Source organism: Curtobacterium sp. 458, assembly GCF_030406605.1.
GTDB lineage: Bacteria > Actinomycetota > Actinomycetes > Actinomycetales > Microbacteriaceae > Curtobacterium.
Map to the genome: position 1 here is coordinate 1,941,971 of NZ_CP129104.1, position 23,592 is coordinate 1,965,562.

26 protein-coding genes are annotated in these 23,592 nt (G+C 71.4%); 11 read left to right on the forward strand and 15 right to left on the reverse strand.

Going from position 1 to position 23,592, the window contains the following annotated elements:
- The first annotated feature begins 199 nt into the window (after nucleotides 1–199).
- Nucleotides 200–550, forward strand: coding sequence for a hypothetical protein (locus QPJ90_RS09670; RefSeq protein ID WP_290131037.1), 351 nt, complete (start codon nucleotides 200–202; stop codon nucleotides 548–550).
- Here the strand turns inward: QPJ90_RS09670 and QPJ90_RS09675 are convergent.
- From QPJ90_RS09675 to QPJ90_RS09685, 3 genes are all read right to left on the reverse strand, one after another.
- Nucleotides 532–1,044 (reverse strand): DUF2087 domain-containing protein, encoded by a 513-nt coding sequence (locus QPJ90_RS09675; RefSeq protein ID WP_290131038.1) that lies wholly within the window; start codon nucleotides 1,042–1,044, stop codon nucleotides 532–534. The genes QPJ90_RS09670 and QPJ90_RS09675 overlap by 19 nt on opposite strands.
- Nucleotides 1,044–2,378 carry a GNAT family N-acetyltransferase gene (locus QPJ90_RS09680; protein ID WP_290131039.1) on the reverse strand — a complete coding sequence of 445 codons (1,335 nt, stop codon included), beginning with the start codon at nucleotides 2,376–2,378 and terminating at the stop codon, nucleotides 1,044–1,046. Before QPJ90_RS09680 ends, QPJ90_RS09675 begins: the two co-directional genes overlap by 1 nt.
- A 118-nt stretch (nucleotides 2,379–2,496) precedes the next feature.
- Nucleotides 2,497–3,987, reverse strand: coding sequence for a cryptochrome/photolyase family protein (locus QPJ90_RS09685; RefSeq protein WP_290131040.1), 1,491 nt, complete (start codon nucleotides 3,985–3,987; stop codon nucleotides 2,497–2,499).
- Nucleotides 3,988–4,152: 165 nt separating this feature from the next.
- On the opposite strand from QPJ90_RS09685, the gene QPJ90_RS09690 reads away from it, so the two are divergent.
- On the forward strand, nucleotides 4,153–5,040 hold the full coding sequence (locus tag QPJ90_RS09690; RefSeq protein WP_290131041.1) for an SDR family oxidoreductase: 888 nt from the start codon (nucleotides 4,153–4,155) through the stop codon (nucleotides 5,038–5,040).
- A gap of 3 nt (nucleotides 5,041–5,043) precedes the next feature.
- Here the strand turns inward: QPJ90_RS09690 and QPJ90_RS09695 are convergent, their stop codons facing one another.
- Together QPJ90_RS09695 and QPJ90_RS09700 are read right to left on the reverse strand one after the other, a co-directional pair.
- Complete coding sequence (locus QPJ90_RS09695) at nucleotides 5,044–5,649, reverse strand: GNAT family N-acetyltransferase (protein WP_290131042.1); 606 nt, start codon at nucleotides 5,647–5,649, stop codon at nucleotides 5,044–5,046.
- Between the two features lie 101 nt (nucleotides 5,650–5,750).
- Nucleotides 5,751–6,278, reverse strand: a complete 528-nt coding sequence (locus tag QPJ90_RS09700) for a hypothetical protein (RefSeq protein WP_290131043.1) — start codon at nucleotides 6,276–6,278, stop codon at nucleotides 5,751–5,753.
- A 123-nt stretch (nucleotides 6,279–6,401) separates the two neighbouring features.
- Here QPJ90_RS09700 and pnuC point away from each other — a divergent pair, with 123 nt between their 5' ends.
- Nucleotides 6,402–7,067: a nicotinamide riboside transporter PnuC gene (pnuC, locus tag QPJ90_RS09705; RefSeq protein ID WP_290131044.1), complete on the forward strand. Its 666-nt coding sequence runs from the start codon at nucleotides 6,402–6,404 to the stop codon at nucleotides 7,065–7,067.
- Between the two features lie 112 nt (nucleotides 7,068–7,179).
- Nucleotides 7,180–7,908: a hypothetical protein gene (locus tag QPJ90_RS09710; RefSeq protein WP_290131045.1), complete on the forward strand. Its 729-nt coding sequence runs from the start codon at nucleotides 7,180–7,182 to the stop codon at nucleotides 7,906–7,908.
- On the opposite strand, the gene QPJ90_RS09715 is transcribed toward QPJ90_RS09710, so the two are convergent.
- The 6 genes from QPJ90_RS09715 to QPJ90_RS09740 all read right to left on the reverse strand — a co-directional run bounded on the left by QPJ90_RS09715 (nucleotide 7,862) and on the right by QPJ90_RS09740 (nucleotide 15,052).
- Nucleotides 7,862–9,088, reverse strand: coding sequence for an ABC transporter permease (locus QPJ90_RS09715; RefSeq protein ID WP_290131046.1), 1,227 nt, complete (start codon nucleotides 9,086–9,088; stop codon nucleotides 7,862–7,864). The two genes, QPJ90_RS09710 and QPJ90_RS09715, sit on opposite strands and share 47 nt — an antisense overlap.
- Nucleotides 9,085–10,032, reverse strand: coding sequence for an ATP-binding cassette domain-containing protein (locus QPJ90_RS09720; protein ID WP_290131047.1), 948 nt, complete (start codon nucleotides 10,030–10,032; stop codon nucleotides 9,085–9,087). The genes QPJ90_RS09715 and QPJ90_RS09720 overlap by 4 nt, the downstream gene beginning before the upstream one ends.
- Before the next feature lie 147 nt (nucleotides 10,033–10,179).
- A complete protein-coding gene (locus QPJ90_RS09725) occupies nucleotides 10,180–11,841 on the reverse strand; it encodes a glycoside hydrolase family 13 protein (protein ID WP_290134200.1) in 1,662 nt (553 codons plus the stop codon).
- Nucleotides 11,842–11,876: 35 nt separating this feature from the next.
- A complete protein-coding gene (locus QPJ90_RS09730; protein ID WP_290131048.1) occupies nucleotides 11,877–12,782 on the reverse strand; it encodes a carbohydrate ABC transporter permease in 906 nt (301 codons plus the stop codon).
- Nucleotides 12,782–13,651, reverse strand: a complete 870-nt coding sequence (locus tag QPJ90_RS09735) for a sugar ABC transporter permease (protein ID WP_290134201.1) — start codon at nucleotides 13,649–13,651, stop codon at nucleotides 12,782–12,784. Before QPJ90_RS09735 ends, QPJ90_RS09730 begins: the two co-directional genes overlap by 1 nt.
- Nucleotides 13,652–13,753: 102 nt before the next feature.
- A complete protein-coding gene (locus tag QPJ90_RS09740; RefSeq protein ID WP_290131049.1) occupies nucleotides 13,754–15,052 on the reverse strand; it encodes an extracellular solute-binding protein in 1,299 nt (432 codons plus the stop codon).
- A 135-nt stretch (nucleotides 15,053–15,187) separates the two neighbouring features.
- On the opposite strand from QPJ90_RS09740, the gene QPJ90_RS09745 reads away from it, so the two are divergent.
- Nucleotides 15,188–16,369, forward strand: a complete 1,182-nt coding sequence (locus QPJ90_RS09745; RefSeq protein WP_290131050.1) for an ROK family protein — start codon at nucleotides 15,188–15,190, stop codon at nucleotides 16,367–16,369.
- Here the strand turns inward: QPJ90_RS09745 and QPJ90_RS09750 are convergent.
- Together QPJ90_RS09750 and QPJ90_RS09755 are read right to left on the reverse strand one after the other, a co-directional pair.
- Nucleotides 16,344–16,970: a CoA pyrophosphatase gene (locus QPJ90_RS09750; RefSeq protein ID WP_290134202.1), complete on the reverse strand. Its 627-nt coding sequence runs from the start codon at nucleotides 16,968–16,970 to the stop codon at nucleotides 16,344–16,346. The two genes, QPJ90_RS09745 and QPJ90_RS09750, sit on opposite strands and share 26 nt — an antisense overlap.
- Nucleotides 16,971–17,042: 72 nt before the next feature.
- A complete protein-coding gene (locus QPJ90_RS09755) occupies nucleotides 17,043–18,002 on the reverse strand; it encodes an NADP-dependent oxidoreductase (RefSeq protein ID WP_290131051.1) in 960 nt (319 codons plus the stop codon).
- Between the two features lie 103 nt (nucleotides 18,003–18,105).
- On the opposite strand from QPJ90_RS09755, the gene QPJ90_RS09760 reads away from it, so the two are divergent.
- The 6 genes from QPJ90_RS09760 (at nucleotide 18,106) to QPJ90_RS09785 (ending at nucleotide 21,710) form a co-directional block, all read left to right on the forward strand.
- Nucleotides 18,106–18,621: a MarR family transcriptional regulator gene (locus QPJ90_RS09760; RefSeq protein ID WP_290131052.1), complete on the forward strand. Its 516-nt coding sequence runs from the start codon at nucleotides 18,106–18,108 to the stop codon at nucleotides 18,619–18,621.
- Nucleotides 18,622–18,777: 156 nt separating this feature from the next.
- Entirely contained in the window at nucleotides 18,778–19,893 is a 1,116-nt protein-coding gene (locus QPJ90_RS09765) for a cellulase family glycosylhydrolase (protein WP_290131053.1), read from the forward strand.
- Nucleotides 19,894–19,958: 65 nt separating this feature from the next.
- Entirely contained in the window at nucleotides 19,959–20,504 is a 546-nt protein-coding gene (locus tag QPJ90_RS09770; RefSeq protein ID WP_290131054.1) for a cysteine hydrolase family protein, read from the forward strand.
- 45 nt (nucleotides 20,505–20,549) lie between these two features.
- Nucleotides 20,550–20,813, forward strand: coding sequence for a type II toxin-antitoxin system prevent-host-death family antitoxin (locus QPJ90_RS09775; RefSeq protein ID WP_290131055.1), 264 nt, complete (start codon nucleotides 20,550–20,552; stop codon nucleotides 20,811–20,813).
- Nucleotides 20,806–21,087 (forward strand): type II toxin-antitoxin system RelE/ParE family toxin, encoded by a 282-nt coding sequence (locus QPJ90_RS09780; RefSeq protein WP_290131056.1) that lies wholly within the window; start codon nucleotides 20,806–20,808, stop codon nucleotides 21,085–21,087. Before QPJ90_RS09775 ends, QPJ90_RS09780 begins: the two co-directional genes overlap by 8 nt.
- Nucleotides 21,088–21,167: 80 nt before the next feature.
- The gene (locus tag QPJ90_RS09785) at nucleotides 21,168–21,710 is read left to right on the forward strand and encodes a hypothetical protein (RefSeq protein WP_290131057.1); all 543 of its coding nucleotides are present in this window, start codon (nucleotides 21,168–21,170) and stop codon (nucleotides 21,708–21,710) included.
- 11 nt (nucleotides 21,711–21,721) lie between these two features.
- Here QPJ90_RS09785 and QPJ90_RS09790 read toward each other — a convergent pair whose 3' ends face one another.
- Both QPJ90_RS09790 and QPJ90_RS09795 read right to left on the reverse strand, forming a co-directional pair.
- The gene (locus tag QPJ90_RS09790) at nucleotides 21,722–22,150 is read right to left on the reverse strand and encodes a hypothetical protein (protein ID WP_290131058.1); all 429 of its coding nucleotides are present in this window, start codon (nucleotides 22,148–22,150) and stop codon (nucleotides 21,722–21,724) included.
- Nucleotides 22,151–22,195: 45 nt separating this feature from the next.
- A complete protein-coding gene (locus QPJ90_RS09795; protein WP_290131059.1) occupies nucleotides 22,196–23,449 on the reverse strand; it encodes an alpha-hydroxy acid oxidase in 1,254 nt (417 codons plus the stop codon).
- Nucleotides 23,450–23,592 lie beyond the last annotated feature (143 nt).

A 23,592-nucleotide genomic window follows, 5' to 3' on the forward strand; every position in this document is an offset into this window, starting at 1 on the left:
ACCGCGATCGCGCGACGCCGCGAGGCCACACCGGTGCAGGTTCCCGCAAAGTCGTCGAGCATCCCTCGCGGTAGGGACCTGTACGGACGTACGGTCCCCGCACGGCCCGATCCGAGGCCGCGAGGAGCCGACCCGAAGGCGACCCGATGGACCACCACGCGAAGCACCATCCCCGCGACGAGGCGGAAGGGTGTGCGCCGTGTTGCTCGCCATCCCGCTGAACGCCGTCGACGAAGTCGACGAGCCCGACGCGCTCGATGATCCCACTGTGTTCGACCGCCGCGAGCTCGCACTCGCACTCGCGCTCGTCCACGAGGACGACTTCGAGTCCGTGTCCGACACCGTCATCCTGCCGGTCATCGGGGACCGCGTGCGCTACAGCCGCGGCTCCGGGCACCTGATCGGACTCGAGGGCTCGATCGTCACCGAGGACGACGCCCCCGACCTGCCGCTCGGCCTCCGGTCCGTGCTCCTCGACGGAGAACCGTGGCCGGTCGTCGTCCCGGTGACGAGCCTCGACCGCGTTGTGCTTCAGCCGACGAACCGGTAGGACGCCCCGTCCTCGGTCCGCTCGAGCAGCCCCTGGTCCACCGCGTCCCGCCGGACGACCGCGACGTCCTCCGCGAACATCGCGATGGCAGCATTGAGCACCGGCTCGGTCAGGGGCCGCGTACGACCCAGACGATCGCCCACGATCCCGACGATGCGGAGGGACAGCGGGACGCGCTCGGCCTCAGCGTGCGGCATCCGCGCGATCCGGTCGAACTCGAGGGCCGCAGCGGGCGCCTGCAGCAGCTGCAGTGTCCGCGCGGTCGACCCGAGCAGTGCTCGGTCCGGACCGTGCTCGTCCACCCAGTCGAACGCGTCGACGGCCGCGCGGGTCCGGTCGTCGAGCTCGCCGTCGCCGACCAGCGCGGCCCGGAGCGTCGGGCTGGCGAGCACTGCGACGGCCTGCCGCGCACGGGCCATCGCGCGGGCGACGTCGGACGGCCCGGCACTCGACTGAGCCGACGCGCGCGCACCAGACGACGCCCCCGCACCCATCAGAAGTACGTGATCCCGTGCGGCGTCCGCTCCGGCAGCAGCATCGCGCGCAGCCGGGTGACCGCGGTCGGGTCGTCTGCCTGGATGAGCCCGGCGGCCGCGAGCGTCGTGGGCGACACCGACCCGATGAGCACCGCACCGAGGTCGGCGACGTCGAGACGCACGTCGGCAGCGCCGTCGGCGTCCCCGTCGGGAGTGTCTGCGATCCGCGTGACGGATCCGCGCCCGTCGACCACGTCGAGCCGGTACGTCCCGGCAGCGAACCCCATCGCGTCGGAGACCGCCAGCGTCAGCGACCCGTCGACGGCGTACGGCCGCGACTCCAGGACGCGGGCGACGTCGAGGACGCGCAGCCAGACGTGGTCCTCCTCGTGCTCGACGTCGTACGCCCGGTTGTCGCCGAGCGCCGCAACGATCGGGTCGTCCAGCCGCGAGCGGTTGTACCGCACGACGTCGTTGAGGTCGATCGAGAGCAGGAACTCCCAGAGCGACAGGTAGGCCTCGTCGGTGGCGTAGACGAGGTCGACGATCTCGAGGACGGTGTCGTCGTCGCGACCGTGGCCTTCCTTGACCCGCCAGGTCACGTAGCCGTCGACCTCGTCCACACCAGACGGCCTGTGCACGGCAGCCCGCACGTCCTTCGCGGGCTCGCCGTCGTACCCGCGGAGCCCGAGCGCGACGGGCCACGTCCCCGTGTTCCGCACCATCGACCCCGGCGTACAGGCGTCGAACCGGGCGAAGACCTCGCGGGCGGGGCCGGCCTCGAGCCATTCGGGCGTGACGACCGTGACGGTGCCCGAGGTCGGCGCGAGCAGCGGCAGCGCGCGGGCACGACGGACGCGGACGGCGCGCTCGCGGATGGCGCTGCCGAACCCGAACCGCCGGTAGATCGTGCCCTCGGAGGCGGTGAGCGACGCCATCGCGTACCCCTCGGCGACGCCCTGCTCGAGCGCACGGGTCATCATCGCGCGGAGGATCCCGCGTCGCCGCTCGGTGGGTCGGACGGTCACGGCGCTGATCGCCTGCGTGTCGACCGTCGAGCCGTCACCCCAGCTGAGCGCCTTGCGGAACCAGGCGAAGGTGCCGGCGGGCCAGGTCTCGTCGACGGAGCCGGGCAGCGGGTGTCGGACGTACGCACCGAGCCACGTCTGGTCGTCCGCGGCGAACTCGCCGACGGCGCGCGCTGCGTGCTCGGGCGTCGCATCGGTCTCGTGGAAGCCCAGGTTGACCGCGCGCATCCACGCGGTGGTCTCCGCGGTGGGAGCCCCCTGCTCGTCCAGCGCCGGCGCGATGGTGCGCAGCTCGTACCGTTCGTCGAATGCGTCGCTGCTCACGACCCCGACACTATCGGGAGCCTGCGCGGGCGCGACAGCGCCCGCTCAGCGCCGCGGACACCGGACGGGAGGCACGGGTCGGCCCCGCCGCGACGGCCCACCCTCCGGACGTGCGTCGTCAGGGCGTGCCGCGCCGCGCCTCCTGGGCGATCACCTCGTCGAGGTCCGCCAGCTTGCGCATCTGCTGCAGGGGACGCGCCATGCGGTTGTTGTTCCGCAGCGCGGGTTCCGTCCGCGCGAGGAACGCCCAGTAGCCGGCCGTGAACGGGCAGGCGTCCTCGCCGACCCGCTTCGTCGGGTCGTACCGGCAGCCGCCGCAGTGGTCCGACATCCGGTCGATGTAGCGCCCGCCGGAGGCGTACGGCTTCGTGGCGACCATCCCGCCGTCCGCGTGCTGCGACATCCCGATGATGTTCGCGGGCATCACCCAGTCGGTCCCGTCCACGAAGACGTCGGTGAACCACTCGGTCAGGTGCACCGGGTCGTAGCCACGCTGCAGGGCGAAGTTGCCGAGCACCATGAGCCGCTGGATGTGGTGCAGCCAGCCGTGCTCGTGCAGGCCGTCGATCGCGGTGTGCAGACAGGCCGCGTCGATCTCCGACGCGTCGAGCTCCTTCCACCAGCGGGGGAGCCGCTCGTGGGCGTCGAGGGCGTTCTCGGACGCGCCGTAGTCGTCGCCGAACCACCAGTAGAGGTGCCAGACGTAGTCGCGCCACCCGGCGATCTGCCGGACGAAGCCCTCGACGCTCGCGAGCGGCGCGTCGTCGTCGCGGTGCGCCACGAGGGCGGCCTCGATCGCGTCGCGCGGGTCGAGGACGCCGAGGTTCATCGGCACGCTGAGCAGCGAGTGCGCCATCGTCCAGTCGTCCGTGAGCGTGGCGTCCTCGAACGGCCCGAAGTCGTTCAGCCGGGTGCGGACGAAGTCGTCGAGGGCGTGCTGCGCCTCCGCCGGGGTGACCGCGAACCGGCGTCGGTCGTCGGCGCCGACGAACCGCGCGAGCCCGTCCCGCTCCCATCGGTCGAGGTCACGCCGGACCTCGGCGTCGACGTCGTCCTCCTCGGGCCACCACGGGTCGGGGAGCCCGAGCGTCGTCGCACCCTTCGGCGGGGACTCGCGGTTCTGGTCGTCGAGGCTGAACTTCCCGCCGATCGGCTTGTCCGAGCGCATCAACCAACCCTCGCGCTTGCGGACCCGCTCGTAGAACGCCTCCATCCGGAAGCGGCCGGTGCCCTGCGCGGCCCACTCGGCGAACTCGTCCTCGTCGGTGACGAACCCGCGGCTCGGCAGCACCTCGGTGCCCTTGCCCCAGTGCCGCACCTGCGCCCGGAGCGTGCGGGACGGCGGGTCCACGACCTCGAGGTCGTCCCGGCCGACGAGCGCGTCCTTCAGCGCGTCGACCTGCACGTGCTCGACCCGGTCGCCCTCGCCGCGCTCGTGGAGATCGTGCACGAGGTGCCGGAGGGCGCTCAACCACAGGTGCGCCTTGGCACGGTGCATCGGCCTCGCGGTGAGGAACTCCCGCGCCTCGACCACGAGGAGCGGACCGCCGTCGTCGAAGTCCGGGCCGTACTGGCCCGGCAGGATCAGGCGGCGGCGCTGGTCGGTCATGCCGCGGACGGTACGCGAGCGTGCGACCGGTGGCCCGGTGCGTCCCCCGACTCCACGGCGGTTCTGCGGGTGGCCCGGTCTGTGTAGGGTGACGGACATGCAGTGCCGCTGAACCGTTCTTCGACTCCCACCCGTGCGCCGCTCGGCGCCGTCGAAAGGTTCACCATGCCCTCCTCCGCACTGCCCCTGCATCGGTCCCTACCCCTGGCCGGCAAGACGGCCCTCGTCACCGGCGTCTCGCGGCGTCGGGGCATCGGGTTCGCCGTCGCGTCGAAGCTCGCCGACCTCGGCGCCAGCATCGTCGTCCACCACCACCGGCCGCACGACCTCGACCTCCCGTGGGGTGGTGACGACCTCGACTCCGTTCGTGACGGGCTCCGCGCCCACCTGACCGAGGGAGCCCGGTTCACGGACGTCCCCGGCGACCTGTCCGACCCGTCGACGATCCCCGGGCTCATCGACACCGCGACGGCGCTCACCGGCCGCCTCGACGTGCTCGTCTGCAACCACGCCAAGAGCGGCGACGACGGCAGCATCCTCGACATGACCCCCGAGCGGCTCAGCGCGTTCTGGGAGGTCAACACCCGCGCGACGCTCCTGCTCACCGCCGAGTTCGCCCGACGGCGAGCACCGCGGACGGACGAGCCGCGGCGACCGGGGGACCGGATCACCGGGTCGGGTCCCTACACCGAGGCGCAGGGTCACGTGTTCTGGATGACCTCCGGCCAGATCCACGGGGCGATGATCGGTGAGGTCGCGTACGCCGCGAGCAAGGCCGCGCTCGCCGGGGTGACCGCCACCGTGGCGAAGGAGCTGCTCGAGCTCGGCATCGTGCTCAACACGGTCAACCCGGGGCCGGTGAACACGGGTTACATGGACCCGGAGACCACCGACCGGTCGCTCGACGGGCTGCAGGAGTACCTCGCGAGCACGCCGTTCGGCCGGGTCGGGACGCCGCAGGACCCCGCCGAGCTCATCGGCTGGTTGGCGACGTCGTCGGGGAGCTGGGTGGTGGGGCAGGTCCTCACGTCCGACGGCGGCTTCTCGCTCTAGCGGTCACGGCCTCCCGGCCACGGCGCCGCCCGAGGCCGGGACGATCTTCCGCATCACGGTCTTCCGCTTCCCGAGCTGCCGCTCGAACGTGAAGCCCGCCTGCTCGAACATCGACCGCGTCCCGTTGTGGAGGAACGAGGACGAGGTCCGCTTGCCGGGTCCCGGTTCGTTCGGGAACGACACGACCTCGCCCCCGCCGGCAGCAGCGATCAGGTCGAGGGCTCCGTCGAGGGCCTCGCGAGCGACGCCGGCCCTGCGGTGGTCGCGGTCGACGAAGAAGCAGGTGATCCGCCACGGCGCCGGTCGGCTCTCGCCCGCGTCGTACTCCTTGCGGTGGTAGATGTTCGGCAGCTCCGCGGGGGAGCCGTACTCGCACCAGGCGATCGCATCGTCGCCGTCGAACACCAGTGCCGCGTGCGCCACGCCCTCGGACACGAGTCGTTCCTTGAAGGTGGGCCCGTCGTGCTCCCGCTTCACGGTCTGGTCGGTGTCGCCGTGGAAGTACGAGCACCAGCAGCCGCCCCAGACGCCGTTGTGCTTCGCAGCGAGGGCGCGCCAGGCGTCGAACGTCTCGGGGGTCAGGGGCTTCACCACGTGTCCGTCGGACATGACGGCACCTCCTCCGTCGCAGGTCGTGTGGGTGCATCCTGCCACCGGAGCGCAGCGGTCGGGCAGCTTCCGTGACCGGCACGGCCGTGGCGACCACGTCCTCAGTCGGTCGCGCCCTTCGGCGGGTCGACGAGCAGCGCGACCCGGTCGGCGAGGTACCCCGCGAGCGGCACCGCGTCGCCCGCCGTCGGGGACCACCGGACGAGGGGCTCGTCACCTTCGACGGTGAGCACGCCGTCCGACCCGACCAACGTCTCGTCGAGCGGGATCGGCGTCGCGCTGTGGTTCACGGTGTCACCCGGAGCGAAGTGCCCCTTCTGCGCGGCCGCACGGTACGCCCGGCGCACCTCGGCCGACACCGACACGAACTGTGAGCGACCGGGCTCGGTGACGCGCGTGATGCGACCGGTCGCCCACACCCGCCCGACCGTCTCGGGTGACGACCCCAGGAGCAGCGCGCCGACCCGCCACACCCGCCCGAGCGAGCGGATCGTGGGGTCGCGCCGGATGCCGAGGAGGGCCTTGGGCTCGACGTACTCGCCGAGCGCTTCGTCGCGGGCGTCGGCGGCGTCGAGCGTCCGTGCGGCGTCACCGAGGAGCGCCTTCGCCCGAGCAACACCGTCCGTCACGGCTCTCGAGCGTAGCCCCGCCGACCGGCACCCGGCACGTGGTGCCCGTCACACCGCGCAGCGTGGCCGCTGGAATGCCACGGCGTCCCCTACCGTTGCACCGACCGGAAACGAGGAGGGCCCATGGGCAGCGTGCGCTGGCTGTTCGACGCACAGATCGTCATCGGTGACCAGACGGTGCTCTGGCGCGAGGTGATCGGCAACGTCTTCGGTCTGCTCAGCGCCCTCGGCGGGATGCGCCGGAAGATCTGGGCGTGGCCCGTCGGCATCCTCGGCAACGCCCTGCTCTTCACCGTGTTCATGGGCGCGCTGTTCGACACCCCGAACCCGGTGAACCTGCTCGGTCAGGCGGGACGCCAGGTCATGTTCATCATCGTGAGCGTCTACGGCTGGTACCGCTGGACGCACCGCCCGGCGGAGGCGACCACCGTGATCGACCCGCACTGGGCCTCCTGGCGGACCCGCGGACTGTTGGTCCTGGGGATGGTGGGCGGCACCGCGATCCTGACCCCGCTGTTCCGCGCCCTCGGCTCGTACGAGCCGGTGTGGAGCGACGCGTGGATCTTCGTCGGTTCCCTGCTCGCCACCTACGGCATGGCCAAGGGTTGGGTCGAGTTCTGGCTCGTCTGGGTGGCCGTCGACCTGGTCGGCGTGCCCCTGCTGTTCTCCGCCGGCTACTACGCGTCGGGGCTGATGTACGTCTTCTACGGGGTGTTCACGCTGACCGGGTTCTTCGTCTGGATGCGCCAGCGGACCAAGCCGCCGGCCGCGCCGGTGACGGTGGGCTGACCGCCTGGAGGCACGGCTCGAGTCCGTCACGGAGGCCGGCTCCTGCTGCGGCGATCGCGACACCCCCGCTCGGGTTGCAGACATCTGCTCACTCTTCGGGTGAGATGGGCGGATGACCGACCAGCACGCGGCCGCACTCGAGGACGAACAGTCGCTCGCCGAGCGGATCGTCCGGGGCGCCATCCGCGCCTACCGGCTGCACCCGTTCGACCAGGTCGACGCCGCCGTCGTCGCCGAGGTGGCCGGGGTGCCCCTCGACGCCGTCGCCCGCGTCTTCCCGACCTGGGACGCGCTGCTGCTCGTCACCTACGACCGCTGGACCCAGCTCCGGGGAACGCGACGCAACGTGCAACCGAGCTGCACCATCGAGCACGTCCGGATGACCCTCGCCGAGGACGTCGCCGACCCCGGGCTCGTCCGGGTGCTCGCGGGCGTGATCAACATCGCCGCCGCCGAGTCCGGCTTCGCCGAGCTGTTCCGGAAGCGCTTCGAGGAGTACGTGGGGGAGCTGACCGCGGGCCTCCAGCGCGACTTCGACGCCGAGACCGAGCGGTCCGTCGTGCCCGCGGACGTCGCGGCCACCCAGCTGCTCGCCGTCTACGAGGGCCTGCAGATCCAGATGCTCGTACGGCCGCACGTCGACGTCCTCGTCGAGTACGACCGTGCCGTCCGGACCCTGCGACAGGGGTGGCAGCAGCGCGCGGTGCCGGCGTGGGACCTCGACGCGCCCTCGGCGGTGGCGGCTCCGGGTGCGGTGCCGGGCGCCGGTGTTGCGCCGGTTTCACCGCCGACGGTCACCGGGCTGCCGGTCGTCCCCGACGCCACGACGCGATCTGCCTGAGCGTCACCTTCGACCCGTACTGCGCGACCGAGTGCCGGAACAGGTACTCCGCGAACCACAACAGCACCGCCGCGACCACCCAGACGATGACGATGCAGACGATGGACTCGGTGACGCTCAGCGAGCCGACGGCGTTGCGGACCATGGCGGTCACCGGGGTGAACGTCGGGAAGTACGTGAAGAACGCCGCGACCGGGGAGGTCGGGTTCGTCACGACGAAGAACACCGCGTAGACCGGGATGATGAGGGCGAAGATCGCGGCTGACTGCAGCGACGAGGCGTCCTTGATCGACGGCACGGCGGCGCCGACGGCGACGAAGAGCCCGGAGGCGAGCAGGACCCCGCCGACGAGCAGGAGTGCCCCGACGAGCATCCGCCACGGATCGACGACGATCCCGCCGAGTCGCGATGCGAACAGCGGCAGGGCGACGGCGAACGTCACGAGCCCGGGGAGCAGGAACACCCCGATCTGCACGAGGCCGACGAGCAGCATCGCGACGACCTTGCCGCGGATGAGGTCACCCGCCGTCACCGTCGTGAGGATCATCTCGGAGATCCGGTTCTCCTTCTCCTCGACGACCACGGTCACCATCCGGGCGGCGAGCAGGATCACCAGCCCGAAGAACGCGGCCGCGTAGAGCGCCGGTGGCAGGACCGACAGCCACCCCGGGGCGACGGCTCCGTCGGCGTAGGTGGTGACGTCGGCGGACGGCGGGTTCCGGAGGAGCTGCACCGCCTGCGGGTCGTCGACCGAGGCAGCGACGCTCTGCTCGACCACCCGCTCCGCCAGCGACGAGTACCGCCCGTTGCCGAACAGCCCCCGGTCGGCGGCGTCCACGCGGATCGACGAGGTCGCCGGCGACTCGGGGAACTCGATGAACGCGTCGAGCCGGCCGTCCCGCACGGCGGCGCGGTCGGCGGCGGCGTCGGTGGACGGCGTCCCTCCCCACTTCTCGGCGACCTGCTCGGACACGAGCCCCGAGTGGTCGACGTAGCGGAACGGGGTCTTGGTCGCCGAGCTGCTCGACACGACCGAGTCGGCGCCTGCGGACTGGCCGAGCCCCACGAGCAGGGTCACCAGCACGATGACGATCGGCAGCGCGAGGGTGCCGATCCAGAACGCTGGCTTCTTCACCGCGCGGACGAACTCGAAGCGGACGACCGTGCCGAGCCGGCTCATGCTGCTGCTCCCGCCGTGGGCTCGTCGGCGACCAGGTCGGCGCCGGCGTCGTGCCCGTAGACCTGGACGAAGATCTCGTCGAGGGGGATGCGGCGCATCTCGAACCCCGTCACGTGGGCGCCCGCCGCGACGAGCGAGGCGAGGATGTCCGACCCGTCCGCCGAGGCTGCGCGGGTCGGGACGAGGTACGCCACGTGTCCCTCGTGGCGGGCGAGCCGGTACAGCGGCGATGGTGGCACCGATCCGTCGAGGCCGACCTTCGCGACCGCACCGCCGAAGGCGTCCTGCACGTCCGGGATCGTCCCGTACGCGGCGGCGGCGCCGTCCTTGAGCAGGAGGATCCGGTCGCAGAGCCGCTCGACCTCGTCCATGTGGTGCGTGACGAGGATGACCGTCGCACCGTCGGCCTTCCGCTCGTCGACCAGGTCCAGCAGCAGCCGACGGTTCACCGGGTCGAGGCCCTTGGTCGGCTCGTCGAGGATGAGCAGGCGCGGCCGGTCCATGATCGTGATGCCGAGCTGCACCTTCTGCTGCTGCCCGCCGGAGAGCTTGTCGACCCGGAGCTTCGCGCGGTCCGCGAGGCCGACCCGCTCGAGGTACTCGTGGCTCCACGCCGTGGCCTCGTGCCGGCCCAGTCCGCGGAGCTGCCCGAAGTACGTCATGACGTCGATGACGGACTCCTTGCGGTAGAGCCCGCGTTCCTCGGGGAGGTACCCGATGCCGCCGGTCGCCGGCTTGTAGGGGTGCCCGTCGATCGTGAGCGTGCCGGAGGTCGGGGTCGTGATGCCGAGCAGTGCCCGGATGGTGGTGGTCTTGCCGGAGCCGTTGCTGCCGAGCAGGCCGAAGGTCTCTCCGGGGGCGATGTCGAACGACAGCCCGTCCACCACGGTGCGGTCCCCGAACCGCATCACGAAGTCCCGCACCTCGATGCTCGCCCCACTCATGCCGCCGACCCTACCGGCCGGCGCCGACGCGGCGCCGGGCACGTCGGCGATCGTGCGGTGTCCCGCGCGGCTCCCGCCCGCACCCCGTGACGGACCGGAGGCGCGGTGCCTGCCCGCACCGCGCCTCCAGTCCGTCACCTGGTTCCGTCAGGAACGCAACCAGGCCGTCCCCACACCCGACAGTGCGCCGTCTGCCACCGGCGCGGAGGCGAGCAGGAGCTCGCCGGAGAGGAGGTCGTACGGCTCGTCGCCGAACACCGTGACGCTCGTCCACCCGTTCGGACGGCGGAACGCCAGGACGTCGTCGCGGCCGGTCTCGAGCCACTCGAGGTGCTCCTCGGACTGCAGCTGCCCGCGGAGCCCGAGGGCCTTCCGGTAGAGGTTCAGCGTCGAGTCGGGGTCGGCGTCCTCCGCCTCGACCGACACCGCGGCGAACCACTCGGGCTGCGGGAGGTGCGAGCCGCCGGGGCCGAAGCCGAAGCTCTCGCCCGAGGTCGTCCACGGGATCGGGACACGGCAGCCGTCACGGCCGACGTCGACGCCCGGGTTCCGGAAGAACGACGGGTCCTGACGCTCGGCGTCGGGGATGTCACCGACCTCGTGCAGGCCGAGCTCCTCGCCCTGGTACAGGTACGCGGAGCCGGGCAGCGCGAGTTCGAGCAGCGTCGCCGCACGGGCGCGACGGAGGCCGAGGTCGCGGGCGAGGGATTCCTGCGACCCGCCGGCGAGCAGCCAGGCCGAGCCCTGCTTCTCCTCGGCGCCGTTCCGGGCCGGGAGCGCGTAGCGGGTGGCGTGGCGCACGACGTCGTGGTTGGAGAACACCCACGTCGTCGACGAGCCGGACTGCTCGGCGAGCCCGAGGTTGAACTCGATGATCTCCTTGAACGAGCCGGCGTCGAAGTCGGCCTCGAGCAGGTCGAAGTTGAACGCCTGCCCAAGCCCCTCGGCGCTGGCGTAGCGGGCACGACGGTCCGCGGCGACCCAGGCCTCGGCGACCGCGGTGCGGGCCGGGGTGTACTCCTCGAAGACCTGCCGCCACTCGGCGTAGATCTCGTGCACGTCGTCGCGGTCCCAGAGGATGTGCTGGCCGTCCTTCGGGCTCGCGAGCACCTCGGCCCAGCTCGGCAGGTCGCCTTCGGGCAGGGCCTTCGCCAGACCGTGCGCCACGTCGATCCGGAAGCCGTCGACACCCCGGTCCGACCAGAAGCGGAGGGTGTGGAGGAAGTCGTCGCGGACCTCCCGGTTCGCCCAGTTGAGGTCGGGCTGCTCCTTCGCGAAGTTGTGCAGGTACCACTGGCCGTCACCGACCGCGGTCCAGGCCGGACCGCCGAAGATCGACACCCAGTCGGCGGGGGCTTCCTCGCCCGAAGGCCCGGTGCCGTCGCGGAAGACGTACCGGTCACGGGCCGCGCTGCCCTTCGGCGACGCGAGGGCCTCGCGGAACCACTCGTGCCGGTCGCTCGTGTGGTTCGGCACGACGTCGACGATGACGCGGATGCCGGCAGCGTGCAGCGCCGACACCATCTCGTCGAAGTCGTCGAGGGTGCCGAGCCGCGGGTCGACGTCGCGGTAGTCGTCGACGTCGTAGCCGCCGTCGGCGAGGGCGGACGGGTAGAACGGGCTGAGCCAGACCGCCTCGATGCCGAGCGACGCCAGGTACGGCACCCGCGACGTCACGCCGGGCAGGTCGCCGATGCCGTCGCCGTTCGCGTCCGCGAAGGAGCGGGGGTAGATCTGGTAGACGCTCGCCTGGCGCCACCAGGTCTCGGCGTCGGTGGAGGCTGCGGGCTGGACGAGCGTGTCGGTCACGTCGGGCCTTTCGTTGTTCGTGCGGGTGGTGGTGGTCACTTGATCGCGCCCTGCGTGACCCCGGCCATCACCCAGCGCTGCGTGAACAGGTAGACGATGATCGCCGGTGCCATCGCCATCAGGTACGAGGCGAACGACACGTTGTAGTTGTTGCTGAACTGCGTCTGGAACATCTGCTGCAGCACCGGGAGGGTCTGCAGGGCCGGGTCGGACGTGATGAGCGACGGCATCACGAAGTCGTTCCACGACGCGAGGAACGCGAAGATCCCGACGGTCGCGCTCATCGGTGCGAGGAGCGGGAACACCAGCCGCCAGAACACCTGGCCGGTGCTCGCGCCGTCGATGCGGGCGCTCTCCTCGAGCTCCGCGGGGATCGACCGCAGGAACGCCGTGAAGAGCAGCACGCTGAAGGAGAGCTGGAACATGACGTGCAGGATCGCGACGCCGAACGGGTTGTCCAGTCCCGCCAGGCCGGTCAGCTTCACCTGCGACAGCGCGAGCACCGGGAACGGCAGGAACATCGCGGCGAGCAGGTAGAAGAACGACCAGCGGAACAGCCGGCGCTCCCAGTTGCGGGCGATCGCGTACGCCGTGAACGAGGCGAGCAGGATCGTCCCGACGACGGTGATCGCGGCGACGAGCACGGAGACGCCGAACGCGCGCGGGAAGTCCGTGAGCTCCCAGGCCTGCACGAAGCCGTCGACGCTGAACGGTGCCGGCAGCGAGAACGCGTTGCCGTCGACCGCCTGCGAGGTCGTCTTGAACGCCATCGTGATCGTGACGTACAGCGGGACGAGCACGGACAGGGCGCAGAGGACGAGGACGATCGTCACGGGCCAGTTGAAGCGCTCGCCGCGACGTCCGGCGTTCCGGTCGGCGTCGACGGAACGGATGGAGCCCGTCGCGGTGGTCCCCGGCCGCAGGGGTGCCTGCATGGTCATCAGAGCGCTGCCTTCCCGCGGGTCGCCCGCAGCTGGATCACGGCGATCACGACGGCGATCACGAAGAAGATCGTCGCGTTCGCCATCTGGTAGGCGTAGTCGCCGCCGTTGAAGCCCTTGAAGATCGACATCGCGACGCTGGTCGTCGAGGTACCGGGGCCGCCGTCGGTGAGGCCGACGATGATGTCGTACGAGTTCAGGAAGTTCTTGAACCCGATGATGAGGTTGATGAGGATGTAGCCCGCGGTGAGCGGCGCCGTGATCGACACGAGCTGTCGCCAGGCGCTCGCGCCGTCGAGGGCCGACGCCTCGTAGACCTCACCCGGGATCGACAGGACGCCGGCGATGTAGATGAGGAGCGTCGAGGGGATGGCCTGCCACGCGGTCACGATGACGACCGCGACCCACGCGAGGTCCGGGTTCGCGAGGATGCTCTGCTCGAGCGGCGCGAACCCGAGGGCGGTCGCGAGCGCCGGCAGGCTGTTCGCGAACAGGAACGAGAACACGTAGGCGATGACGATCCCGGAGATCACCATCGGCAGCACGAAGACGGCTCGGAGCGCGATCTTGCCGCGGACCTTCGAGGTCAGGGCGATCGCGAGGAGGAACGCGAGCGCGTTGACGACGAGCACCGTGACGAGCGAGAACCCGATCGTGAACAGGTACGCCTGCAGGATCGCCGGGTCGCTGAACACGGCGACGTAGTTCGTCAGGCCGATGAACCGGAAGTCCCCGAACCCGACGGAGTCGGTGAAGCTCAGGACGATGCCCATCACCGCGGGGAGCGTGATCGCCAGCGTGAAGAGCAGGAGGGTGGGGATCAGGAACACGAGGAAGAGCGGGTCGACCCGGTTGCGCTTCGTGCGCAGTCCGGTGCGACCGGCCTGGAGGCGCGGTGCGGCTCCGCCCCGTCGGCGGCTGCCCGCCGTCGTGACGGATTCTGTCGTGGTGGTGGCCAAGGTCGTGTCTCCTTACGCGGCCGTGCGGAGCGCGAGACGCGCCCAGTCGCCGTCGAGGGTGCGGAGTTGCGGAGCGGGGGCACCGCCGAAGGCGATGGACTGCAGGTAGTTCGCCACCGGGATCTCGGCGGGGATGAGCTGCGAAGCCCCGAGGTAGAAGTCGGCCGCGTCGTAGGAGTCCTGCATGCCGCGGAGCGCCGGGTTCGACGCCGGCGGGGAGTCCTTGCGGACACCGAAGCCGTTGTTGTCGGCGTTGTACTTGTCGTTCACCGCCGGGCTCATCAGGAACGACAGGAACTCGCGTGCGGCCTCCTGCTTGCGTGAGGCCTCCGGGATCCAGAGTCCGAGGTCGACGTTCACGCGCACCTTGTTGTCCGCGGCGTCGTCGGTCGCGGGGAACGGGAACGTGCCGAGCTCGATGTCCCCGTTCGACTTCGCGATCTCGCCGAGGGCCCACGGGCCCTGCAGGTACATCGCGGCCTTGCCCTGCGCGAACGCCAGGTTGCCGTCTCCGTACCCGCGGCTCGCGGCGCCCTGCTGGTGCCACTGCAACAGGTCCACCATCCGGTCGACCGGTGCGGCGAAGTCCTTCTCGAACGAGACACGCGAGCCCTTCCCGACCTTCGTGCCCTCGCGGTCGAGTGCCGCGAAGGTGCTCCCGAGGTCGAGCATGCCGCCCACGGAGTAGTCGAACATGCCCTGGGCGATCGTCCAGTTGTCCTTGTACGTGCCGTACATCGGGGTGATGCCGGCCTTCGTGAGGCGCTCGCACACGTCGCGGAACGCGCTCCACGTCGTCGGGACCTCGATGCCCTGGTCGGCGAAGATCCGCTTGTTGTAGATCACCGACGCGGCGGTCACCGAGTACGGCAGGACGCTCGTGCGGCCCGGGTAGTCCGCGGTCTGCTTCATCAGCGGCCACAGGTCCGGGTTGATGGTGTCCTTCTCGGGCAGGTCCGCCAGGTCGGTGAGCGCGCCGTGCTCGACGAACGAGACCATCGCGTAGTTGTAGTTCAGGCAGCCGAGGTCCGGCGGCCGGTTCCGGACGAAGTTCGCGGACATGTTCGACGTCGAGTCGCGGATGACCCGGATCTTCGACTGGCTGTCGTGGAACTTCGCGATGACGTCGTCGAAGTAGCCGATGACCTCGGGTTTCGACACGTAGAACGTGATCGTCTCGGGGCGTGCGCTCGATCCTCCGAGCGGTGCGCACCCGGCGAGGGCGAGGCCCGCACCGATGCCGCCGGCGCCGAGCAGGAAGGACCTCCGGCTCACCGCGGCGGCCGTGCCCTTCGTGGCGTGTGGTTGCACGTCGTCTCCGTCCGCACGGACCCGGCGTCCCTGCCGTTCCGTGTCGCGGAGCGGCTTCGGTGTCGCCCCGCAGGACTAAATCTAGCGAGAAAATCTAATCGCGCAAGCAACTCGTTCCGCGGTAGTGTTCCGACCATGCCGCCGTCGCGAGGATCGAGTGCCGAGGTCGTCCTCGCGTACGCCTTCGCCTCCGGCGCGTTCACGGCGACGGAGGCGATCGCGGGGACGGGGCTGACCCGTTCGACGGTGCTCGCCGCGTGCGACGAACTCGTCCAGCTCGGCTGGCTGCGGGCGCTCGACGACGCCCGTGCGGCGGGGGAGTACCGCAAGGGCCGTCCGGCGCGCCGGTACGCGCTCGACGACGACGCAGGGGTGCTCGTCGGCGTCGACGCCGGTCAGCACCGGGTGTCCGTCGCGGTCGCCGACCTCCGCGGTGTCGTCCGTGGCCGCGCGGCCACGTCGCTCGGGGACACCGGTCTCGACGTCGCGGTGCGACTCGGCGCGGTGCAGGACGCGGTGTCGGCGGCGCTCGCCGACGCCGGGGTGGCCGCGGACCGGGTGCTCGTGGTCGTCGTGGGGATCCCGGCGCCGGTCGACGTCCGCGGTGCCTCGCCGCGCGACGACGGGTACTGGGACCGGATGAACCCGGGGTTCGGTGCGCTCCTCGGGCACGGACGCCTCGTGGTCGAGAACGACGCGAACCTCGCCGCCCTCGCGGAACGCCCGTCCTCCGGCGACGCCTCCTTCGCCGCGCTGCTCTCGGGTGAGCGGTTCGGCGCCGGGATCGTCGTCGACGGAGCGCTGCTGCGGGGAGCACGTGGCGGAGCGGGTGAGATGCGCGTGCTCGACCTCGTCGACGGCGTCGGCTCCCCGGAGGGCATCGGTGCGACCGCGCGCCTGCTCGTGGCCGAGGCCACCGACCGGATCCCGCCGGGGTCGCTCCTCGCCGGGCGGAACGGTTCGGAGCGCCTGTTCGAGGCCGCGGCGCTCGGCGACCCCGTCGCGGTCGAGGTCGTCGACCGCCTCGGGGACCGGCTGGCCCGGGTGAGCGTGCTCCTCGCGAGCCTCCTCGACATTGACCGGGTGGTCGTCGCCGGCGCGATCGCGGACGCGGTCGGTCCCGTGCTCGACCGGGCTCGGGTGCACCTCGCCGACTGGGACTACGACCCGGTCCCGGAGCTCGTCGCCTCGAGGCTCGGGGCCGACGTCGTCGTGCTCGGAGCCGTCGCCCGGGCGCTCGACGAGGTCCGGTCGGACCCGCTCGCGCTGTCGCTCCCGGTGAACGCCTCGCTCAGCGCTCCCCTGGCAGTGGGATGACCGTCCGGTCGTCCCACGGTTCCGCCCACCCCAGTCGGTCGAACAGCGCGTCGAGGAGCATCGCCGTGAATCCCCACACGGTCTCCGTCCCGTGCTCCGCGTCGAGGGTGAACGCCGGTCCACGCCAGTCCTGACCGTCCCGTCGGATCACGGTCACGCCGCGGTGGCCCGGGTCGAGGAGGTCGGCGACCGGTGCCCGGAAGACGGTCGCGGACTCCCGCTCGTCGACGACCCGCACGGGCGAGGGCGACCTCCACCACGCGAGGACCGGTTCGACGAGGTGGTTCGAGAACGCGAGCGGTACGGCGGGGAGCACCCCGAGGACGTCGACTCCCGCGGGGTCGAGCCCGGTCTCCTCGTGCGCTTCACGGAGGGCGGCGTCCGCGGCGTCGGCGTCGCCCGCGTCGATGCGCCCCCCGGGGAAGGCGACCTGGCTCGGGTGCGCGCGGAGCGTGTCCGCGCGTCGGAGGAGCAGGACGTCGAGGTCGTCGGAGACCCTCGGCGCCGACGCGGGGCGGTCACTCGGACGGTCGTCCAGCACGCCGAAGAGCATGAGGACGGCGGCCCGTCGTGGTGACGGCAGGGCCGGGAGCGTCGGCACGAGTGGTGCGGTGGTGTCCCGACCGACCGTCGCCAGCGCTGCCCGTGCCTGCTCGTCGCTCACGTCCCCACCCTAGGCGGACGGTGCAGCGGTGGCGTCCGGTCCGGCCAGCACGACGACCTTGCCGGCGATCCGACCGGCGGCGCCCTCGGCGTGCAGTGCCGGCAGGTCTGCGAGCGGGATGCGTCGCGTCACCTCGACGTGCAGCTCGCCGGCTTCGACGAGACGGACGAGTTCGACCAGGCGCTCCCGGTTCGGCTGCACGAACACCGTGGCCGCACGGACGTCACGGGCGTCGTCGCCCGGGGTGGCGATGAACGCCGTCGTGCTCACGACCGTGCCACCGTCGCGCACGAGGGCGACGAGGGCGGCGAACCGCTCCGGGTCGAGCGGGGCGAGGTTGAGCAACACGTCGACCTGCCCGTCCACCGCGGTGAGGAGGTCGTCGGTGGTGTGGTCGACGACGACGTCCGCACCCGCGGCCCGCACGGCTTCCGCGCTCCGCGGGCTCGCCGTCGCGACGACCTCGACACCCGCGCGCTCCGCCAGCCGGACGGCGTACTTCCCGACGACCCCGCCAGCGCCGACGATCAGCAGGCGCTGTCCGGCAGTCAGGCGCCCGTCGTCGAAGAGTGCCTGCCACGCGGTGAGTGCCACGGAGGGCAGCGCTGCGGCGTCCGCGAGCGGGATGCTCGTCGGAGCGGCGACGAGCGACTCCGCCGGTGCGAGGACGAACTCGGCCGCGCCGCCGTCCCGCTCCATCGGGAGGAACCCGACCACGGCGTCACCGACCCGCAGGTCCGTGTCACCCGGTCCGACCTCCTCGACCGTGCCGGACACGTCGTACCCCGGCACGTGCGGCAGGACGACCGGGATCGGGAGGAAGCCGCCCCGCATCCCGTTGTCCGCGGCGTTGTAGGCCGACGCGGCGACCCGCACCAGGACCTCCCCGGCACCCGGCACCGGTCGCTCGACGTCCTCGATCCGCAGGACCTCGGGTCCGCCGACCTCGTGGAAACGCACTGCTCGCATGGTCTTGCCCTTCGTTGGTGGAACCTCGTGTGCTTCGAATTTGAAGCATCTGCGGAGGACGCTACCACTGCTTCGAATTCGAAGCAACAGGTAGGGTGGGGTCATGACCGGATCCGAGCCGCGCACGAACCTCGACGCCAGTGAGCTCGGGGCGTACTTCGCCCTGATCGAGGTCGGGAACCTGGTGCGGCACGCGGTCGAGCAACAGCTCCGCGATGCGGGCGACCTCAGTTACGTGCAGTTCCAGCTGCTCGCCACCCTCGGCGACGCGCCCGGCGGGAGCCGGCGGATGACCGAGCTCGCCGACGGCGTGGTGATCAGCCGCAGTGGCCTGACGTACCAGGTCGGACTGCTCGAACGGGACGGTCTCGTCGTTCGTGGGCAGGCGGCGGACGACGACCGCGGCGTCACGGTCACCCTCACCGAGGCCGGGCGGGTGAAGCTCGGCGCGGTCTTCCCTGGACACGTCGCGCTGCTGCGGGAACTCGTCTTCGACGCGATCGGTCCGCGCGACGTCGAGGACCTCGGCCGCGTGCTCGGCGTCGTGCGCGACCACCTGCGCACCGTCCCGCCACGCTCCGTGACGTCCCGTCGCCGCCGCGGCCCCGCCCCCGGCTGAACGGTCCCGCAGGGGCGTTGACACCCCGTCTTCGGAGTGGAACCCTGCTGGATGTTGACGTTGCCATGGCGGAAGGGACCCGCCACGGCAGCCGTCCACTCCGGCACCGCGACGACGCCGTGCCGCTGCAACGGAGCAGACAGGGAGCACGCACACATGCACGCACCGACCACCCGGCGGGGACGCCTCCTCGCCGCGACCATCGCCGCACTCGCCGGCGCCACCGCACTCGCGCTCGCGAGCCCGGCGGTCGCGAACGCGGCCCCGGCCCCCGCGGCGACAGCGCACCGGGGACCCGTGCCGGCGCTCGACCCGACGCAGTTCCACGGTGTCAACTGGGCCGACCCGAGGGACAACTACGCGAACGGCCCGGTCGTCCTCTCCGGGCTCTCGACGAGCGACGACTACCGCACCGTGTACCGCACGTCCGAGCGGATCATCCAGGGGTTCCGGAAGGACCTCGGCGCGAACACGGTCCGGATGCCGGTCAACCCGTACTCGGTCGGCACCGCCTGGTGGAACTCGTACAGGGGTGCGATCGACGCCGCGCGGCACGAGGGCTTCCGTGTCGTGCTCGGCTACTGGGAGGGCGACGGCGCGAGCAAGGACGGCAAGGTCGACGACCCGGCGGCGTGGACCGGGATGTGGGACACCCTGACCCGGACGTACGCCCGTGACCGTGGCGTGTACTTCGAGCCGATGAACGAGCCGTTCGGGTACACCGCCGACCAGTGGATCCAGGTCGCCACCGACTGGGTCGACCGCTACACCGCTCGCGGCATCCCGCGCGACCGCGTGTTCGTCAGCGGCGTCGGCTACAACGACCACGTCGACGCGGTCTGCGCCGCCCCGGCACTCGCGGGGACCTACGTCTCGCAGCACTACTACGGCTTCTGGGGCACGCACGACGCGGCCGGGTGGGCCGCCGACTTCACCTCCCGGCTCGGCGACCAGGCGTGCTCGGCCCGGACCGTCCTGGACGAGTTCGGCGTCCCGATGACGACCGGCATCGACTACCGGGGGTCCGCCACGACCGGGGACGCCGACGCCGACAACTCGGTGGCGTTCCTCCAGACGGTGACGACGATCGCCCGCGAGCGGCACCTCGGCGCGGTCTACTGGCCGGGCCTGCGCACCGACGACACCTACAGCCTCACCACGATCCAGGGCTCCGGGAAGCACCTGTCCCTCGCGGTGACGAACGACTCCGGCCTCGCGCTCCTGCACTGGGCGTGGGGTCAAGGCCGTCGCGCGCCGTTCACGGTCGGCTGACCCGCGCATCGCTGACACGTCGGGCACCCGGTACGGACCGGGTGCCCGACGAGCATGATCGGGGCATGACCCGCGCGCTGCTCCTCGTCGACGTCCAGCTCGACTACTTCCCCGGCGGGGCGTTCCCGCTCGTCGAACCCGAGCCGGCGGCCGATGCCGCCGGCGCCGTGCTGCGGCACTTCCGCGAGACCGGCGAGGACGTCGTGCACGTCTTCCACACCGCCACCGAGGCCGACGCGGGCTTCTTCGTCCCCGGGACGCCCGGGGTGGCCTTCCACCCCGACGTCGAGCCTCGGGCGGGGGAGACGGTGGTCGAGAAGCACGAGCCGAACAGCTTCATCGGCACCGGGCTCGAGGCGCTGCTCCGCGATCGTGGCGTCACCGACCTGGTCGTCCTCGGGATGATGACGAGCATGTGCGTGGACTCGACCACCCGAGCCGCATCGGAGCTCGGGTTCACGTGCACCGTGGTGGCCGATGCCTGCGCCGCGCCGGACCTCGCGCTCGGCGACGTGACCGTCCCCGGCGCGACCGTGCACGCCGCGTTCCTGGCCGCCCTCGACGGCAGCTTCGCGACGGTGGTCCGCAGCGCCGACCTCCTCGAGCACTGACGAACCGGCTTGACGTAGGGACCGTACGAATCGTACGATTCGTACGTGTACTCGCTTCCTGCCAGTGAGGCCCGCCAGCGGTGGTCAGACCTCCTCGATCTCGCGCACCGCGAGCCGGTCGGCATCACGATCCGCGGTCGTGAACGGGTCGTCGTGCTCGACGCCGATCTCGCACACCGGGCTCTGGCGGCGCTGGAGGACGCGACCGATCGCGCCGCGGTGGACACCGTCCGTGCGGACCTCGAGGACGACCCGGCGACGCTGCCGCTCGCGGACGTCGCGCGGGAGCTCGGGATCACGCTTGCCTGACCCCGCTCCACAGCAGTACGCCGTCGAACTGACCAAGCGCGCCGCGGAGACCCTCGGGAAGCTCGATCGTCCGACGCAGCGTCGGATCCTCGCGGCGCTCGTCCTCCTGCAGTCGAATCCACGTCCGCCCGGCATGACCGCACTCGTCGGGCGACCCGGCGAGCTCCGTGTTCGCGTGGGGGACCACCGGATCGTCTACGAGATCGTCGACGACCGCTTGGTCGTACTCGTCCTGACGATCGGGCACCGGCGCGACGTGTACCGATCGTCCTGACGAGCGGACACCGGCGCGACGTGCACCGCTGACGCGCCGCCTGAACGCCGCCGTTGCCCGTCGGCCGGTACATTGACGCCGTGGGGAACGACGGAGACCGGGCAGCGCCCGAGCGGCACGAACCAGAGCACGACCCGTACGCGCGACGCCCCGGCTACGCGACCGGCGCCGACGGTCGCACCGACGTCTGGACGACCGCGATGGTCGCCGGCGTCGTCAGTGCGGTCGGGGTGCTGTTCGTCTCGGGTCTGGTGCACATCGAGCGGCCGATCGCCTACCCCGTGGCGATCGTGGTCGGGCTCGCGGTCTTCCTCGTCCTCCGTGCACGCCGACGAGCCGCCGACCGGCGTGCCGGCCGCGACCCGGACGAGGTGGCGAAGGCGCGGTCCGACGCCACGGCCGCGGCGAACCACGGGCGACGGTTCTTCATCGCGCAGAACCCGGTCGTCCTGATCGTGATGGGTGCGATCTTCCTCACCCTCGCCGTCGTCGCCGCGATCGGTGTGGAGACCGCGGGTGGGTTCGTGGTCGCAGCGGTGCTGGCCGCGAGTGGGCTGTTCTTCGTCGTCCAGGGAGCCGGCACGCTCGTGTTCCGCCGACGCGACCGAGCCGAACGCGTCTGAGGCAGTGCGGGTCAGTCCGCCGGGCTGATCGTCACGGGCACGTCGGCGCCCGCGCGGTCCCCGTCGTTGCTGTGCGCACCGAGGACCGCGTCTCCCGCCGGGAGGTCGTCGGGCAGGTCGAACCGACCGGCCACACGGAAGCGCGGACCCTCCGGCGCGGGCCGTCCGAGCACGACGGCCGTGCCCGTGGACGACGGCGTGATCGTGACGACGACGTCGTCCGAGGCGCGCGGCACCCCGCCGGTGTCCTCGCACGTCCGCCGCATCCAGTCGACACTGAGCGCGACCTCGCCACCCGGTCGGAGGTCCGAATCGCCGAGCCGGACCTCCTTCGCGGCACAGGACCCGGCTGCGCTGCTGGCCGAGCACCCCGTGACCGAGCCGCCGAGTGCCACGAGCAGCATCCCCGCCGTGACCAGCCGCATCCGTCCCCGTTGCATGCCCCATCCCACCACGCTGCGCCGGACCCGAGGGTCACGATCCGGTCACCGGGGGATCGGCACCAACCGTTGGAGTTGGGTGACGTGTGCGGGTTCGAGTTCGTCGAGGGTGGCGACGCCGAGGAGGCGCATGGTGCGTTCGATCTGGTCGGACAGGATCTGGATCATCCGGTCGACACCGGCTTCGCCGCCCGCCATCAACCCGTAGAGGTAGGCGCGGCCGACCATGGTGAACTTCGCGCCGAGGGCGATGGCGGCGATGATGTCGGCGCCGGACATGATGCCGGTGTCGAGGTGCACTTCGGTGTCGTTCCCGACCTCCTTGACGACCTGGGGCAGGAGGTGGAAGGGGACGGGGGCGCGGTCGAGCTGGCGGCCGCCGTGGTTCGACAGGGTGATGCCGTCGACACCCATGTCGGCCAGGCGACGAGCATCGGCGAGGGACTGCACGCCCTTGACGACGACCTTGCCCGGCCACTGCGACCGGATCCAGGCCAGGTCCTCGTAGGTGACGGTGGGGTCGAACATGTGGTCGAGGAGTTCCCCGACGGTCCCGGACCACCGGTCCAACGACGCGAACGCCAACGGCTCGGTGGTGAGGAAGTCGAACCACCACCACGGCCGCGGGATCGCGTTCACGACCGTCTTCACGCCCAGCTGCGGCGGGATCGAGAACCCGTTGCGCTTGTCCCGCAGCCGCGCTCCGGCGACGGGGACGTCGACCGTGACCAGGAGCGTGTCGAACCCGGCCTTCGCGGCCCGGTCGACCAGCGCCATGCTCTTGTCGCGGTCCTTCCACATGTACAGCTGGAACCAGTTCCGACCGTGCGGGTTCGCATCCCGCACGTCCTCGATCGCCGTGGTCCCCATCGTCGACAACGAGAACGGGATGCCGGCGCGTCCGGCAGCGCGGGCGCCGGCGCGTTCACCCTCGGTCTGCATCATCCGCGTGAAGCCGGTCGGGGCGATCCCGAACGGCAACGCGGTCGGCGCACCGAGCACGTCCCGGGACGTGTCGACGTGCGAGACGTCGCGCAGGATCGCGGGGGTGAACTCGATGTTCTCGAACGCCTGCCGCGCCCGTGCGAGTGAGATCTCCGCCTCAGCGGCACCCTCGGTGTAGTCGAACGCCGCACGAGGCGTCCGCCGGGCAGCGATCTGCCGGAGGTCCCAGATTGTCAACGCCTGCTCGAGTCGCTGGCGCCGACCCGGCAGTGCCGGCTTCCTGAACTGCAGCAACGGCGCCAGGTCCCGCACCTTCGGGATCCGCCGTTCGATCTGCGGGCGCGTTCGGCTCATGCTCGTCTCCGTTCGTCCGCGCTGTACCGCGCGTCCACGAGTCATCCTACGAATATTGCAACTCGCGAACAAGAACCGCCGCAGAACGATGCTTGACGCGGAAGAGGTCGGATGTTTTGATGAGCGCGTTCGGTCATCGAGGA

What these genes read in the sequence shown, in the direction of transcription:
- QPJ90_RS09745 (WP_290131050.1), top strand. Translation starts at nt 15,188, where the DNA reads ATGCCGCCGTCGCGAGGATCGAGTGCCGAGGTCGTCCTCGCGTACGCC.
- QPJ90_RS09755 (WP_290131051.1), bottom strand. Translation starts at nt 18,002, where the DNA reads ATGCGAGCAGTGCGTTTCCACGAGGTCGGCGGACCCGAGGTCCTGCGG.
- QPJ90_RS09720 (WP_290131047.1), bottom strand. Translation starts at nt 10,032, where the DNA reads ATGAGTGGGGCGAGCATCGAGGTGCGGGACTTCGTGATGCGGTTCGGG.
- QPJ90_RS09765 (WP_290131053.1), top strand. Translation starts at nt 18,778, where the DNA reads ATGCACGCACCGACCACCCGGCGGGGACGCCTCCTCGCCGCGACCATC.
- QPJ90_RS09770 (WP_290131054.1), top strand. Translation starts at nt 19,959, where the DNA reads ATGACCCGCGCGCTGCTCCTCGTCGACGTCCAGCTCGACTACTTCCCC.
- QPJ90_RS09790 (WP_290131058.1), bottom strand. Translation starts at nt 22,150, where the DNA reads ATGCAACGGGGACGGATGCGGCTGGTCACGGCGGGGATGCTGCTCGTG.
- pnuC (WP_290131044.1), top strand. Translation starts at nt 6,402, where the DNA reads ATGGGCAGCGTGCGCTGGCTGTTCGACGCACAGATCGTCATCGGTGAC.
- QPJ90_RS09710 (WP_290131045.1), top strand. Translation starts at nt 7,180, where the DNA reads ATGACCGACCAGCACGCGGCCGCACTCGAGGACGAACAGTCGCTCGCC.
- QPJ90_RS09715 (WP_290131046.1), bottom strand. Translation starts at nt 9,088, where the DNA reads ATGAGCCGGCTCGGCACGGTCGTCCGCTTCGAGTTCGTCCGCGCGGTG.
- QPJ90_RS09795 (WP_290131059.1), bottom strand. Translation starts at nt 23,449, where the DNA reads ATGAGCCGAACGCGCCCGCAGATCGAACGGCGGATCCCGAAGGTGCGG.
- QPJ90_RS09695 (WP_290131042.1), bottom strand. Translation starts at nt 5,649, where the DNA reads ATGTCCGACGGACACGTGGTGAAGCCCCTGACCCCCGAGACGTTCGAC.
- QPJ90_RS09690 (WP_290131041.1), top strand. Translation starts at nt 4,153, where the DNA reads ATGCCCTCCTCCGCACTGCCCCTGCATCGGTCCCTACCCCTGGCCGGC.
- QPJ90_RS09730 (WP_290131048.1), bottom strand. Translation starts at nt 12,782, where the DNA reads ATGACCATGCAGGCACCCCTGCGGCCGGGGACCACCGCGACGGGCTCC.
- QPJ90_RS09760 (WP_290131052.1), top strand. Translation starts at nt 18,106, where the DNA reads ATGACCGGATCCGAGCCGCGCACGAACCTCGACGCCAGTGAGCTCGGG.
- QPJ90_RS09685 (WP_290131040.1), bottom strand. Translation starts at nt 3,987, where the DNA reads ATGACCGACCAGCGCCGCCGCCTGATCCTGCCGGGCCAGTACGGCCCG.
- QPJ90_RS09675 (WP_290131038.1), bottom strand. Translation starts at nt 1,044, where the DNA reads ATGGGTGCGGGGGCGTCGTCTGGTGCGCGCGCGTCGGCTCAGTCGAGT.